Here is a 14,212-nt window from a genome sequence, read left to right as displayed (position 1 = left end):
CACGGGGGCATCGCCGCCGACGACGGCCCGCGAATCCGAGCATCTAACCCGAAACCGCCGCGTGGACGCGGCCCACACACCCGGAGACAGAACCAGATGAAGTCGATCGCCCAGATCGTCCAGAACAACCGCAGGCTCCTCGCGGCCTACGAGGACAAGGTCCAGCCGAGGTTCCTAAGCCGCTATGCGCGCGAACCGATGGACGCCGCCGCCGTGTACCGGAAGCTCCGTGCGCTGGATCCCGGGCCGGATGCGCCGGCCCGGGTCCTCGACCTCGGTTGTGGAACCGGGTGGCTCGCCCGCACGCTCGCCGCTGAGTCTCGCTATCGCAGGGCGAACATCGTCGGCTACGACCTGTCGCCCAATGCGATCCGCATCGCCCGCGAACGCGCCGCCGCCGACGGGCTCGGGGCCCGGACGGATTTCCACGTTGCCGACATCCTCACGCCGCTCGCGGGAGAGCCCGGCGGGGCCTGTGAAATCTGGGTGTGTGGCGCGCTCCACCAAATGAAGGATGCGGGAGCCGCGCTCGGCAGGGGCTCCGGGCTGCTCGCCGACGGCGGCATCGCTTACGTGCAGACGTTCGTCGAGGATCCCGACGTGAACGAGCGGGCCGACATGGCCGGCATGGCGAAGATGGGCCACCGGGTGTTCCGGGGCAGCGAGCTCGAGGACCTCGCCGAAGCCAACGGGCTGAAGCTGGACGGAGCCTCACGCGCCGGCATGGTGTATTTCTGCACTCTCGCGAAGAAAAGCGCGATCGGGGAGGCGGGGAAGTGAGCGCCGTGGACGGGACCGTCGGCCCGTGGTCGCTGCTCGCCCCGATCCGGACCCGGATGCGTGCGGTGGTCGCGTTGTCCGTCCTGTCGTCGGTGGCTACCGTCGCTTCGCTGGTCGGCATCATCGACATCGCGATGACGTACCCGGAGGCCCCGGTGCATCGGACGTGGTTGGCCGTGGTTGTCATCGTCGTCGCCGCGACGGTGCGAATGGCTGCGGACGGCGCCGCCGGCATGCTCTCGCACCGGGCGGATAACGACCTGCAGCTCTACCTCCGGCGCCGGTTGGTTGCCCATATCCGGAAGCTGCCGCTGGGTTGGTTGGACGCCCGGCGCTCGTCGGGGATCATCGGGTCGGTTGAGAAGGACGTCGCGGCCGTCCACCAGCTCATGGGCCACACCGTCGGCGAGACCGTGGTGGCGGTGCTGGTGCCCCTGCTTTCCCTCATCGCGCTCGTCGCGGTCGATTGGCAGATCGCGGCGGTGGCGGTCGTCCCGGTGCTGGTCACCTTCGCCCTGATGGGCGTGATGATTTCGCGCGGAGCCGGTCTTCAGCGCGACTACGAGCGAGCCTCCGAAGGAGTGACGGCCGCGGTCATCGAGTTGGTGCGCGGTATCCCGGTGATGAAGTCCTTCGGACGCGCCAACCAGGGCGCGGGTCGCTACGATGCCGCGGCGTCGTCGTTCGTCCGCGCGTGGTCCGCCTGGTCCCGGCAGTCGAACATCTATCTCGGGCTCATCGACGTGGTGACGTCCCCGACCACAGTCCTCGCAGTGGTGTGCGGCGCCGGCCTCGCTCTGAGGGACACCGAGGGCGGCAAACCGGAGGGTCTCGTCGCCGGGCTGGTTCTCGGCCTTGGACTCTCCGCGGCGATCGTGAGGGTGGCTATGAACTCCGAACCCATCATCGCGGGGATCGCCGCCCTGAAGTCCATCGCGGAGGTGCTGGGCACGCCGCCGATCACCGAGTCCGCCGAGCCGGTGCCCGTGCACGGAGGCGCGCTCGAGGTTCGGAACCTGGTCTTCTCCTACGGCGATGGGCCGCGGGTCCTCGACGGGATGTCCGCGACGTTCGAACCAGGGACCCTCACGGCGCTGGTGGGGTCCTCCGGTTCCGGAAAGTCCACCGTCGCCCGGCTGTTGGCGCGTTTCCACGACCCCGTTGAAGGCTCGGTGCTGCTAGGCGGCGACGATCTTCGCGACATCGCCGTGCGCGACGTGCACCGCTCGGTGTCGGTGGTGTTCCAAGATCCGCAGTTGTTCACGCTGCCGTTGCGGGAGAACATCCGGCTGGCCAGGAGAGACGCCACCGACGATGAAATCATGGCGGCCGCGAAGCTCGCGAACCTCGATACGGTCATCGCGGCGCTGCCGAAGGGCCTGGATTCGGTGGTCAACGTCGACGTGACCTTTTCCGGTGGTGAGGCGCAGCGCGTGGCCATCGCGAGGTCGATCGTTACGGACGCGCCGGTGCTCATCTTCGACGAGGCAACCGCTTACGCGGATCCGGCTTCCGAGGCCCTCATTCAGTCCGCAATCGAGCGTTTGGCTCGTTCGCGGACGGTGATCGTGATTGCGCACAGATTGAGCACGATCCGCAACGCCGATCGCATCCTCGTTCTCGATGGGGGAGCGGTCGCGGAGGCGGGTACCCACGACGAGTTGCTTGCGCGCGGTGGCCGCTACCGGGATCTGTGGCGCGCGTTCGCGCTCGACGACGAACCATCCGCTCCGCGGGGCACTGAATCAGACGATGAAAAGGCAGGGAACCGATGATTCGGGACTTGTGGTCGATGACGGATCGGCTCTCGAGAATGACACTGGTGTGGCTCATTGCGTTGGCCACGCTTGCCGCGCTGGCCCAGGGAGCGGCGTTCGTCGCGCTGCTGCCGCTGCTGTCGGCTCTGGCCGAGGGAGATGATGCGACGGCGTGGCGTTTCACCGGCGTCATCGCCGGCCTCGCGGCCGCCCATGCGGTGCTGTCCCTCGCCGCGGGGACGGTCGGCAGAGCGAATTCCGCAGCGGTGCTGTCGTCCCTGCTGCGTTCCCTGGGCGAACGCGTGCTGACGTTGCCACTCGGGTACGTCACCAAGTCCACGGCCGGCCGCTTTTCGGAGATGGCGTCGTCGGGTATCGCGTTCGCGGCGTCCGTGCCGCACGTGATCCTGCGGCCCGTCATCGCCGCGGTGGTTACGCCGACCGTCATCGCCTTCGGAATTCTGGCGGTGGATTGGCGCGTCGGTTTGGTTCTTGTCGCGTCGGCACCGGTGCTCTTCTTCGCCTACCGGGCCATTGGCCGGGTCGGCGGGGAGTCGGACGAAGCGCATGCTGACGCCGTCGCTGCCGTCTCCGGCAGGCTGATCGAGTTCACCCGCGGCCAGCAGGCGATTCGCGCCGCGGGCGACGGTTCGGCGGCGGACGCGATGGTGGATGAGGCGATCCGGGCCCAACACGATGCGTTCGCGAAGGCGACGTCGACGCAGGGGGCGGCCATCGGACGGTTGGGTTCGGTCGTCCATGCGGTGTTCACAGCGGCGGTGATCGTCGCCGTGGCAGTCGCCGCGACGGTGGACGCCGACGCATTTGGCGCCGATGTCCGTCTCGTCCAGTTCACGGCCGATCACGGGGAGCGTAGCCGCGGCGTGCCTGCCGTACCTGCGCATCCGGCGTTCACCTCTACCGCGGAGCTGCCCGACGGGCATGACGTGGAGTTCCGCGACGTGAGCTTCGGGTACGGGGATAAGAAGGTTCTCGACGGCGTCAGCTTCCGTGCACCTCAGGGAGCACTGGTTGCCGTAGTGGGACCGTCGGGGGCGGGCAAGACGACGGTCATGCGGCTGCTGTCGCGTTTTCATGATCCAGACTCGGGGGAGATCCTCATCGGCGGGGTGCCCTTGCCTCGGATCGGCACCGACGGCGTGAACTCGCTGGTGACCCCGGTGTTCCAGGAGACGTTCCTCTTCGACGCGTCCGTGCGGGACAACGTGGTCTTCGCCGACCCCGGATTCGGTTCCGGGCCCGGCGACGGAGACCGCTTGCGCGAGGCCGCCCGGCGATCCGGGGTGGACCGCATCGTGGAGCTGCTGCCTTCCGGTTGGGATAACCCGGTGGGGGAGGAGGGGACGCTGCTGTCGGGAGGCGAGCGGCAGCGCCTCGCCATCGCCCGGGCGCTTCTGAAGGATTCCCCGGTGGTGCTTTTCGACGAGCCGACGTCCTCGCTGGATGCGGCCACTGAGCGGGCGATTGTCGGCACGATGGAAGCGTTGCGCGGCGATCACACCGTGATCGTCGTCGCCCATCGCCTGCACACCGTCCGCGATGCCGACCTCATCGTCGTGCTTTCGGAGGACGGGACGGTCGCAGAACGGGGCACGCACGATGAATTGCTGGCGAAGGGCGGCCGCTACGCCGAGTCGTGGACGTGCCGGACGGGAGGCTCCCCGGGCGCCTGATCCTCGTCCGTCGAGGACTATCGCTCCGGTACCGGTGCAGTGGTCCCGCCACGCCGTCCCGGTCAGCGGGTCCTCGACGATGCCCTGGGCGATAGGGTCGTAATTGAAGCCGTAGTGCTCGGTGCGGTGGGCGGGGCACACGTCTTGGACGGTGATGTTGGTGACGCCGGGTTCCCGCACGAAGGAGTTTTAGTGGGGGAGCACGGCATTGTCGTGCCGCGTGCCCAGGAAGGTGTACCGCACGCCCGGTCTCGTGATGTCGCCGATGGTCAGCTCATTCAGCAGCATGGAACCGGAGATCTGCTGTTCCCAGGCAAGCGCGTTCGTTTTGCCGGCGTTTCGGGAGTATCCGTGGCGCATCTCGGGGTGGAGGTCAAAGCGATCGGCTGCGCTGTGCGCCCGGGGCCTGTGGTTCGAGGCACCGGTACCGATGAGCTGTTCGACGACCCGGTCCCCGGAATGAGGATGACGGGCAATTCACCGTCCCGGGGCGGCACCGGAAGTCGTTGGCGCCGGGGGCACCAGACCGGGCTTGGCCATGGACAGGGCCCGGGCGGCCGCGGGTGAGGTTTGCCGGCGGCCGGGCCACCGGTCGGGAAACCGCCGTCCGACAGCGACGAGGGGATTCTCGTCACCTCGTCGGGGGTGTTCCTATATAGGTTGTGAACTCCACGGGTGGGCTTGGGGCCTGACCCCCGGAGAGTAGACACGTCGGGGGTCAGGCCCATCCTTGGTTCCTCATTGGGGCATGTGATGGCGGGGATTTCTCTGAAGGTTTCGTTTTCCCTTGCTGGCGTTCTTTTTGCAGCATTTCTTGTTTGTGCCGGCGTTTATCTCACTTGGGGAGCAGTTGGGAAGAGGTTCGCTAAAGTCGACTCTTTGATCTGACTGAAATAGGAAGAAAGACACTCTGATCATGTGTTGCTATGAGGAGTATCCTTCTTATTGTACAGAGTTAATAGTTGTCAGTTAGCGAAAAATTAGTCAGTATTGTTCTCTACTTTCTCAATCTCCCTCCGATTCGACACTCTCTTGAGCCTCTGACAATTGCGGCCACGAGTTCGTGACCATCGAGGTCGATTTCCTTTTGGCGCCGCAATCATAGGCGACGAAGTCGGCAAGGACATCAAGATTTGGGATATCGCTACGGCAGAAACCGTAGAGGAGACCCGCGAGCTGGCTGACGACCTCGGCGCCCGCGTGCTTTACATGCTCAACCGTCTGGGCATCGAACCCATCTCGGAGGATGCACCCCTCTCGGCTTAGCTTTCAGCCGCGTGGGAACTCAGTGCAGCAGTACTTAACCACTAATCTTGGTTTCTGAATACTGTCGAAATCTGTGTGGAGAACCGAAGATATCGTGACTGCCAACAATACTGCTGCGTACGAACCCGTACAGCGCATCCTGCTGCCCAAGCGTGGCGAGCCGGTCGACGTCCGCATGCTCTACCTCATCGAGTCCGAGCAGAACCGCGAGCGACTCAGCTGGAGTGGCCGCACCTCCGTGACCATCCCGGCCGGCGAAGAGGCCTCCTTCGAGACCTATTTCAACGCGTTCCCGGCTGCCTATTGGCGCCGCTGGTCCCAGCTGAAGTCCATCGTGCTGGTCATGGACGTCGAGGGCGAGGCCAACATCTCCCTGTACCGATCCAAGCAGGACGGCCAGCGCATCGCCGTGGCCAACCACGTGGTGACCACCGGCCACCACGAGTTTGAGCTGCCCCTGAAGAACTTCGAGGACGGCGGCCTGCTGTGGTTCGATGCCTCCGCCGTTGAGGACACCGTGCTTGCCGACGCCTCCTGGTGCGCCCCGCACGCCCCGAACCCGCAGCTCCTGCCGGACGGCAGCGAGTACCCGGCGCAGGAGAAGCGTGTGGCCGTGGGTATCCCGACCTTCAACCGTCCCACCGACGCCGTCGCGGCGCTGCAGGCACTGGCGGAGGACCCGGTGGTGGACGGCATCATCGACTACGTTCTCATGCCGGACCAGGGCAACCAGCACCCGGCGGACGAGCCGGGCTATGACGAGGCCGTGGCGCACTTTGGTGAGCGCTTCCGCGAATTCCGCCAGGGCAACCTGGGCGGCTCGGGTGGGTATTCCCGCATCATGTTCGAGGCGCTGGAGAATACAGACTCGCCCTACATCCTCTACATGGATGATGACATTGCCATCGAGCCGGATTCCATCCTCCGCGCAGTCCAGGCGGCGCGTTATGCCGCCAAGCCCTTCATCGTGGGCGGGCAGATGCTTAACCTGCAGGAGCGCTCCCAGCTGCGTACCACCGGCGAGCGCGTGAACCGCGCTGACTTCATGTGGGGCGCGGCCGAGCACGCCGTCTACGACCACGACTTTGCCAAGTACCCGCTGCGCGCCATCGGTGACGCGCAGTCCCGCCTCGACCCGAAGAAGTATGACTCCCGCGCGCTGCACCGCCGCGTCGACGTGGAATACAACGGCTGGTGGATGTGCCTCTTCCCGCGCGTCGTCGCGGAAAGCATCGGGCAGCCGCTACCGCTGTTTATCAAGTGGGACGACACCGAATACTCCCTGCGTGCTGCCGCCCACGGTTTCCCCACGGTGACCTGGCCGGGCGCGGCCATCTGGCACATGGCATGGGCGGATAAGGACGATGCCATCGACTGGCAGGCCTACTTCCACCTGCGCAACCGCCTCATCGTGGCGGCCCTCTACCACGAGGGCGATGCGCGCGGGATTACCAAGTCCATCTTCAAGTCCACCCTCAAGCACACCATGTGCATGGAGTACTCCACCATGGCCATCCAGTTGGAGGCTATGAAGGACTTCCTGGCCGGCCCGGATCAGCTCTTCGACATCCTGGAGTCCTCGTTGCCGCGCATCGCCGCAATCCGTAAGGAATTCCCGGATGCTGTCATTATCGATTCGGCGGACCAACTGCCCGCGCCCACCGGCGCGCCGGGCGTGCCGACCCGCAATGTCGGTGGCCGCCTGGGCAAGATCAAGAAGATCCCGTGGCTCATCAAGTCTGCCAAGCACTTGGTCACCAAGGAAGATCCAGCGCACCATGAAGCGCCGCAGCTCAACCTCACCCCGGAGGAGGCCCGCTGGTTCACGCTCTCCCGCGTTGATTCGGCGACTGTTTCCACCGCGGGTGGCACCGGCGTGGCCTTCCGCAAGCGCGACCGCGAGCTGGCCCTCGAGCTGGTGAAGTCCACCCGCGAGCTGCTCAAGGAAATCGAGGATAACTTCGATGACCTGCGCGCCGAGTACCGCGCGGCCCTGCCGGAGCTGACCTCCCGCGAGTCCTGGCGAAAGGTCTTCGATGCCCAATAAGCTTTCTGTCGCCGAATCCCACGTCCTTGAAAAGATTCAGGACGCGGCCTTTGATGCGCCCGGTGTTCTGCCCACCGCGCGGGGTTTAAGCCACTTCGGCGAGCACGCCCTGGGCTGGCTGGCGCTCTCCGGCTTAGGTGTCGCCGTGAATTACCAGAATCCGGCGCGTCGCCGCCAGTGGCTAGCCGTCGGTGCGGGTGCTTTCACGGCGCACGCGGCCAGCGTTGTGATCAAGCGCATTGTGCCCCGCAAGCGCCCGGACTATGACTACGTCAAAGTCGGCGTGAAAACCCCTTCTAAGCTGTCCTTTCCTTCTTCGCACGCGACGTCGACAAGCGCGTTCCTCGTGGGTGCCGCGCACGTTCTGGGATCCCCGGCACCGCTCGTTGGTGTGCCGGTCATGATGGCCTCGCGTATGGTGCTCGGGGTACATTACCCATCCGATACGGCGATCGGTGCCCTGCTGGGAGCCGCCACCGCGGAAGCATGCTATCGCTATGAAAGGAAGACCGCATGAGCGAACGTCCTAACCGCGTCGACGACGGTGAGCAGAGAGTCTTCCACTCTGAGCCGCACACCTCCGGCATTGATACCGGCCGCAAGCGCAAGCCGCCGAAGAACCTCGCCGACGGCATGGTGAAGGCCCTGCGCCCCAAGCAGTGGGTCAAGAACGTTTTGGTCTTGGCCGCCCCTGCGGCTGCGGGCGCGGAGTCGCTGTTCCACACGCGCGTGCTTCTCGACGTCCTCCTCGCCTTCATCGTCTTCTGCATGGGCGCGTCCTCCATCTACCTCATCAACGATGCCCGCGACGTGGAGGCGGACCGCGCGCACCCGACGAAGCGCTTCCGCCCGATTGCGGCGGGTGTGCTTCCGGTGGGCCTGGCCTATGCCATGGCGGCGGTGCTCATCATCGGTTCGATTGGCCTGTCCTTCCTGGCCACCGCGGGCCTGCAGCTCGCCATCGTCATGGCCATCTATATCGGCCTGCAGCTGGGCTATTGCTTCGGGTGGAAGCACATGCCGGTGATCGATATCGCCCTGGTGTCCTCCGGTTTCATGCTGCGCACCATGGCCGGTGGTGTGGCCGCGGGCATCGTGCTCTCCCAGTGGTTCCTGTTGGTGGCTGCATTTGGTTCGCTGTTCATGGCCTCGGGCAAGCGATACTCGGAGATCCTTCTGGCGGAGCGCACGGGCGCCAAGATCCGTAAATCCCTGGAGGGCTATACGCCTACTTACCTGCGCTTCGTGTGGACCTTGGCCGCCACCGCCGTGGTCATGTCCTATTCGCTGTGGGGCTTCCAGCTCTCCAACGAGTCTGATGGCCCGGCCAGCGTGTGGTACCAAATCTCTATGGTGCCGTTTACCATCGCGATCCTGCGCTATGCCGCCGACGTGGACCGCGGCAACGGCGGTGCTCCCGATGAGATCGCTTTGGAGGACCGCGTTCTACAGATCTTGGCCCTGCTGTGGCTGGCCTGCATCGCCATGGCTGTTTACATCATGCCGGTCATGATGGGCTAAACTCTCTCCCCATGCGAAAATCCGATACACGTACCGCGGCGGCGCTCAGCGCGCTGGCCTCGGTCATCGTGATCGGAGTTTTCTCGTTGTGGGGTGGCTTCGCGCGCCGCTGGATTTCCGATGACGGCCTCATCGTCCTGCGTACCGTGCGCAACCTGGAGGAGGGCAACGGCCCCGTTTTCAACGTGGGTGAGCGCGTGGAGGCCAATACCTCGACGCTGTGGCAGTACCTCATCCTCCTCGCCCGCTGGGTCACGAACGCCCCGCTGGAGTCCATCGCCGTCAACCTGGGATTGCTTCTGGCGGTCGCGGCCATGATGTTGGGGGCGTGGGCCACAGCCCGGGCCTTCTTCCGCTCGGGCCAACTCGCCACCCCGCTTCTGGCGCCCGCGGGCGCGCTGGTCTACCTCGCGCTGCCGCCTGCTCGTGACTTCTTTACCTCCGGACTCGAGTGGGGCCTGTCCATCTTCTACCTCGCCGCCCTGTGGGCGTTGCTCCAGCACTGGGCGCAGTCTCGTGACAACGCCAGCGCCTACTGGCTGGCGCTGTGGGCCGGGTTGTCCTGGCTCGTGCGGCCGGAATTCGCGCTCTACGGCGGGCTGGCCGGCCTGCTCCTCTTGGCGGCACACCGCAACTGGAAAGTCTGGCTCGGCATTCTTGGCGCGGCTCTGCCCATCCCGGCGGGTTACCAATTCTTCCGCATGGGCTATTACGGCCTGTTGACGCCGCACACGGCGGTGGCCAAGTCGGCGTCGTCAAGCGCGTGGGGCAGCGGCCTGGACTACGTGGGTGACTTCGTTGGGCCGTATGCCCTGTACCTGCCCGTTCTCGTGCTGGCGGGTGCCGCACTGTGGACCTTCCGTGCCCACCTGCGCCCGGCAGCCCTGCGAAGCTCCACGACCGTCACTTATCTGCTGGTCGGTGCGGCGGTGGTGCATGTGGTGTACGTGCTGCGCGTCGGCGGCGACTTCATGCACGGCCGCATGTTGCTGCTGCCGCTGTTTGCCGCCCTCCTGCCGGTCTTCGTGCTGCCGCTGAGAGGCCTGGTGTCTGGGCTCGCGGCGGCCTTCTGCGCGGTGTGGACCGTGGTGGTCGTGCTGCGCGGGCACCCCACGGACTGGGAGGCCTACGAGCAGCCGCTGTCCATCGTGGACGAGCGCGACTTCTGGACCTACGCCACGAACCGCGAGGCGGGTTACCCGCCGCGGTCGGCACAGGACTACATGACGATGAAGTTCATGCGCGGATACGGGGAAGTCGCCGAAAAGTTAGCGGACGGCGATGCGCTGGGTGTTATCTACGTAGAGGACGAGGAAAAGGACCTTCTCAATTGGCTCACCGTCCCGCGCGAGCCGGGCGCGGAGGAGCCGCCGACGGTCTACCTGGTCAACCTGGGAATGACCTCAATGAACGCGCCGCTCAACGTGCGGGTGCTCGACACCATTGGTCTGGCCACGCCGCTGGCCGCACGGATGCCCCGCGAGGAAGGCGGACGCGTGGGCCACGACAAGCACCTCGAACTGGAGTGGCAGGCGGCGCTGACCGGCGCGGACATTGAGTACCTCCCGCCGTGGTATGACAAGGACAAGACTCGGCAGGCGCGGGCGGCGCTGGCGACGCCAGAGGTGCAGGAGCTTGTTGCTTCCTACAGCGAGCCCCTGACGTGGGAGCGCTTCCGCGCGAACCTGGCCTTCTCTTTGACCACGGGGCGCACCCTCATGTTTTCTGCCGATCCGGCCGATTACCCTGCCCACTAGCTTGGGGCGGGCTGGCAAATACCCCCACGGGGAGGCAAAAATTGCCAGGGTGCGTTACGCTACAAAAGATTCTCGTTATTGATCCGTAACTATCGCTGGCGTGTTGGCGATGTAGTAATGGCAGTAAAAATGTTAAGGAGAAACATGAGTTCACTAAGCTCTGGCCTGCGGACTCGGGTCCTCTCAGTGGTGGCCGCTATCGCCGTGGCCTTGGGCCTGGTCGTGACCGCCGGCACCCAGGAAGCATCCGCGGCTCACCGTGACTGGCTGCGCGCGGACGCCACCGGCACCTGCGAGTGGGATCGCGTTGGCTTCTGGGTGCAGCGCTGCGATGTGTGGTCCCAGGCGATGGGCCGAAACATCCCGGTGCAGATCCAGCCTGCCAAGAACGGCGGCAACGCGGGCCTCTACCTGCTCGATGGTCTGCGCGCGACCGATTCCACCAACGCGTGGATCCATGACGTCAACGCCGCGCGCACCTACGTGGATCACAACATCACCCTGGTGATGCCGGTGGGCGGCGCTGGCTCCTTCTATGCAGACTGGAACGGTCCGGCTACGTACGATCTGGTCAAGCCGGTCAACTACCAGTGGGAGACCTTCCTGACGCAGGAGTTGCCGGCTTACCTTGAGGGCAACTTCGGCGTGGCCCGCAACAATAACTCCATTGCTGGTCTGTCCATGGGCGCTACCGCAGCGATTACCCTCGCTGGCAAGCACCCCGAGCAGTTCCGTCAGGCGCTGTCCTACTCCGGCTACCTCACCACGACGTTGCCGGGAGCCCAGACCTTTATGCGCCTGGCGCTTCTCGACGCCGGCGGCTTCAACATCAACGCCATGTACGGCTCCGTCATCAACCCGAAGCGCTTCAGCAATGATCCCTTCAACCTGATCCCGGATCTGGCTGCAAACGGAACGGATGTTTACGTGTCTGCTGCCTCGGGTGTCCCGGGGCCGCTGGATCAGCAACGCTACCTGCCGCAGCACATCGCGTCCGGTATGGCGTTGGAAGCCTTCGCCAACGGCACCACCCGCCTGTGGGAGCTCAAGGCTCGGGCGATGGGTGTTCGCCTGCAGACGGATTACCCGGCCCAGGGCCTGCACAACTGGGAGCAGTTCGGTTACCAGCTGGAACGCTCCAAGCCGCAGGTGCTCAACGTTATGAACGCCTGGTAACTAGCTAGCCGCCGTGCCCTTGGGCGTGGCGGCTTTTTCATCCCGCCGCTGGGCGTGTCCCCCTACCGAAAGTCTCAAGTTAAACTTAAACTTGAGAACACACTAGACCGCTCACCACGCGTGCGGCGGCGAGTTCCGCAGGAGGGGAACCTGCGGAGCTCGCTCGCGGCACCGCGTGCCCTTATCTCGATATACCCCTTAAAAGGACTCTTCAATGCCGAACACTGCGTCATCTCAGCCTCGCCGGTCCGCTAAGGATTCCGGCCTGCGTTCCCCGTCCGCAGCCCGCAAGGGCCTGACCATCGCTGCGCTGCCCACCGCCGTGGCAGTGGGCTTTGCGTTGCTGCCTATCGCAAACGCGCAGTCCTCAAGCTCCTCGAGCGAGGGCATTACCGACCTGCTGGGAAGCTCTAACTTCTCCGATTCTTTCGCCCCGTCCAACCCACCGCAGCGTACTCCGGTGGAGACGGAGTACCCGAAGATCGAGGGCCTGCCGGAGGGCGTGTCCGTCTCTCGCGTGGAATATCTGACCAACCGCCACCTCAAGGTCTACATTAAGTCCGCTGCGATGCCGGACAAGGAGCAGGTCGTGCAGATTCAGCTCGCGCGCGATTGGTACTCCAGCCCGGACAAGACCTTCCCGGAGGTCTGGGCACTCGACGGCCTGCGCGCGCGTGACGATGAGTCCGGTTGGACCATCGAGACCAACATCCTGTCCCAGTACGCCGACCGCAACGTCAACCTCATCATGCCGGTGGGCGGCGAGTCCTCTTTCTACTCCGACTGGCAGAAGGAAGACAACGGCACCCACTACATGTGGGAGACCTTCCTGATGAAGGAGCTCATCCCGATCCTGGAGAAGGGCTACCGCTCCAACGGCAAGCGCGCCGTGACCGGTATCTCCATGGGTGGTACCGCCGCCATGAACCTGGCCGAGCGCAACCCCTGGGCCTTCAAGTATGTGGGCTCTTTCTCGGGTTACCTCGACACCACCACCACCGGTATGCCGGAGGCCATTACCGCCGCGCAGGCTGATGCCGGCGGATTCACCTCCACCAACATGTGGGGCGATCTCTACTCCCAGGATTGGATCGATCACGATCCGAAGCTGGGTATTGAAAACCTCAAGGACATGAAGGTCTACGTCTCCGCCGGCAACGGCAAGGACGACTACGGCCAACTCGGCTCCGTGGCGAAGGGCCAGGCCAACATGGCCGGCGTGGGCCTAGAAGCAATCTCGCGCATGTCCACCCAGACCTTCGTTGACTACGCCAAGCGCGTCGGCGTCGAGCCGGTCGTGAAGTTCCGCCCGACCGGCGTTCACAGCTGGGAATACTGGCAGTTCGAGATGACCGAGGCATGGCCCTACATCGCCGATTCTCTCGGCTTGGACAAGAGCGACCGTGGCGCGGACTGCACCCCGGTTGGGGCCATCGCTGAGGCCACCAAGTCCGGCATCATCGGCTCCTGCGTGAACAACGAGTATGACGTCGCCGAGCGCGGCAAGGCCCAGGACTTCCAGGCCGGTACTGCCTACTGGTCCCCGGAGACTGGTGCGCACGCCGTTATCGGCCGCATCGGCGCACGCTACTCCGAGCTCGGTGGCCCGACCTCCTGGTTGGGTTTCCCGAAGACCGGTGAGGAGAAGACCCCCGACGGTCGCGGACGCTACGTCCACTTCGAGCATGGCTCCATCTACTGGACCCCGGAGACCGGCGCCTGGCCTATCTCGAAGGACTTCTTCGACGCCTGGGGCAAGAACGGCTTCGAGGGCGGCGACCTCAAGTACCCGGTAGCCGAGCCGCGCAAGGTCGGCGACGGCGAGGTCCAGGAGTTCGAGGACGGCGTACTGACCCGCAATCCAGACGGTTCCTTCCACATCGTGCACGGTGCTATCGGCGCGAAGTACAAGGAGCTGAAGGCTGCTGACTCCGAGCTGGGCTTCCCGGTGGGTGAGGAGAAGGCCGTCAACGGCGGCTTCTTCCAGGAGTTCGAGCACGGCAACATCTACTGGTCCATGGACTCCGGCGCGCACTACATCCTCAAGGGAGAGATCTTCGATGAGTGGGGAAAGCACGGCTACGAGCAGGGCGAGTTCGGCTGGCCCACCGAGGATTATGCGACGATCCCGGCCGGCGGGCTGACCCAGACCTTCCAGCACGGTGTTATCCGCAAGGTCATGGGCCAGGTTCAGGCGGATAAGAAGTAGGGACG

10 protein-coding genes and 1 pseudogene are annotated in these 14,212 nt (G+C 65.0%); all 11 read left to right on the top strand.

What is annotated here, in order from left to right; translation table 11 throughout:
- The first annotated feature begins 96 nt into the window (after nucleotides 1–96).
- Nucleotides 97–780, top strand: a complete 684-nt coding sequence (locus HWX44_RS06465; protein ID WP_175973802.1) for a class I SAM-dependent methyltransferase — start codon at nucleotides 97–99, stop codon at nucleotides 778–780.
- On the top strand, nucleotides 777–2,555 hold the full coding sequence (locus HWX44_RS06460) for an ABC transporter ATP-binding protein (RefSeq protein WP_175973800.1): 1,779 nt from the start codon (nucleotides 777–779) through the stop codon (nucleotides 2,553–2,555). The genes HWX44_RS06465 and HWX44_RS06460 overlap by 4 nt, the downstream gene beginning before the upstream one ends.
- Nucleotides 2,552–4,231 carry an ABC transporter ATP-binding protein gene (locus tag HWX44_RS06455; protein ID WP_175973798.1) on the top strand — a complete coding sequence of 560 codons (1,680 nt, stop codon included), beginning with the start codon at nucleotides 2,552–2,554 and terminating at the stop codon, nucleotides 4,229–4,231. Before HWX44_RS06460 ends, HWX44_RS06455 begins: the two co-directional genes overlap by 4 nt.
- Before the next feature lie 39 nt (nucleotides 4,232–4,270).
- Nucleotides 4,271–4,798 carry a hypothetical protein gene (locus tag HWX44_RS06450; RefSeq protein ID WP_175973797.1) on the top strand — a complete coding sequence of 176 codons (528 nt, stop codon included), beginning with the start codon at nucleotides 4,271–4,273 and terminating at the stop codon, nucleotides 4,796–4,798.
- Between the two features lie 540 nt (nucleotides 4,799–5,338).
- A pseudogene (locus tag HWX44_RS06445) lies at nucleotides 5,339–5,497 on the top strand (three-helix bundle dimerization domain-containing protein); the annotation flags it as partial.
- 94 nt (nucleotides 5,498–5,591) lie between these two features.
- Nucleotides 5,592–7,544, top strand: coding sequence for a glycosyltransferase (locus HWX44_RS06440; protein WP_175973795.1), 1,953 nt, complete (start codon nucleotides 5,592–5,594; stop codon nucleotides 7,542–7,544).
- The gene (locus HWX44_RS06435) at nucleotides 7,534–8,061 is read left to right on the top strand and encodes a phosphatase PAP2 family protein (protein ID WP_175973793.1); all 528 of its coding nucleotides are present in this window, start codon (nucleotides 7,534–7,536) and stop codon (nucleotides 8,059–8,061) included. The genes HWX44_RS06440 and HWX44_RS06435 overlap by 11 nt, the downstream gene beginning before the upstream one ends.
- The gene (locus HWX44_RS06430) at nucleotides 8,058–9,065 is read left to right on the top strand and encodes a decaprenyl-phosphate phosphoribosyltransferase (RefSeq protein ID WP_158381428.1); all 1,008 of its coding nucleotides are present in this window, start codon (nucleotides 8,058–8,060) and stop codon (nucleotides 9,063–9,065) included. The genes HWX44_RS06435 and HWX44_RS06430 overlap by 4 nt, the downstream gene beginning before the upstream one ends.
- Before the next feature lie 11 nt (nucleotides 9,066–9,076).
- Nucleotides 9,077–10,822 carry a hypothetical protein gene (locus HWX44_RS06425; protein ID WP_175973791.1) on the top strand — a complete coding sequence of 582 codons (1,746 nt, stop codon included), beginning with the start codon at nucleotides 9,077–9,079 and terminating at the stop codon, nucleotides 10,820–10,822.
- Between the two features lie 144 nt (nucleotides 10,823–10,966).
- Complete coding sequence (locus tag HWX44_RS06420) at nucleotides 10,967–11,998, top strand: alpha/beta hydrolase (RefSeq protein WP_175973789.1); 1,032 nt, start codon at nucleotides 10,967–10,969, stop codon at nucleotides 11,996–11,998.
- 295 nt (nucleotides 11,999–12,293) lie between these two features.
- Entirely contained in the window at nucleotides 12,294–14,207 is a 1,914-nt protein-coding gene (locus HWX44_RS06415) for an alpha/beta hydrolase-fold protein (RefSeq protein ID WP_444843288.1), read from the top strand.
- The last annotated feature ends 5 nt before the right edge of the window (nucleotides 14,208–14,212 follow it).

Source organism: Corynebacterium sp. Marseille-Q2823, from assembly GCF_903645345.1.
Lineage (GTDB): Bacteria > Actinomycetota > Actinomycetes > Mycobacteriales > Mycobacteriaceae > Corynebacterium > Corynebacterium hiratae.
Note: the sequence above shows the minus strand (reverse complement) of the source record. Positions and strands in the feature narration are given on the sequence as shown.

Excerpts from the sequence above, each read along its gene's own strand:
- HWX44_RS06435 (WP_175973793.1), top strand. The coding sequence starts at position 7,534 with ATGCCCAATAAGCTTTCTGTCGCCGAATCCCACGTCCTTGAAAAGATT.
- HWX44_RS06425 (WP_175973791.1), top strand. The coding sequence starts at position 9,077 with ATGCGAAAATCCGATACACGTACCGCGGCGGCGCTCAGCGCGCTGGCC.
- HWX44_RS06430 (WP_158381428.1), top strand. The coding sequence starts at position 8,058 with ATGAGCGAACGTCCTAACCGCGTCGACGACGGTGAGCAGAGAGTCTTC.
- HWX44_RS06420 (WP_175973789.1), top strand. The coding sequence starts at position 10,967 with ATGAGTTCACTAAGCTCTGGCCTGCGGACTCGGGTCCTCTCAGTGGTG.
- HWX44_RS06455 (WP_175973798.1), top strand. The coding sequence starts at position 2,552 with ATGATTCGGGACTTGTGGTCGATGACGGATCGGCTCTCGAGAATGACA.
- HWX44_RS06465 (WP_175973802.1), top strand. The coding sequence starts at position 97 with ATGAAGTCGATCGCCCAGATCGTCCAGAACAACCGCAGGCTCCTCGCG.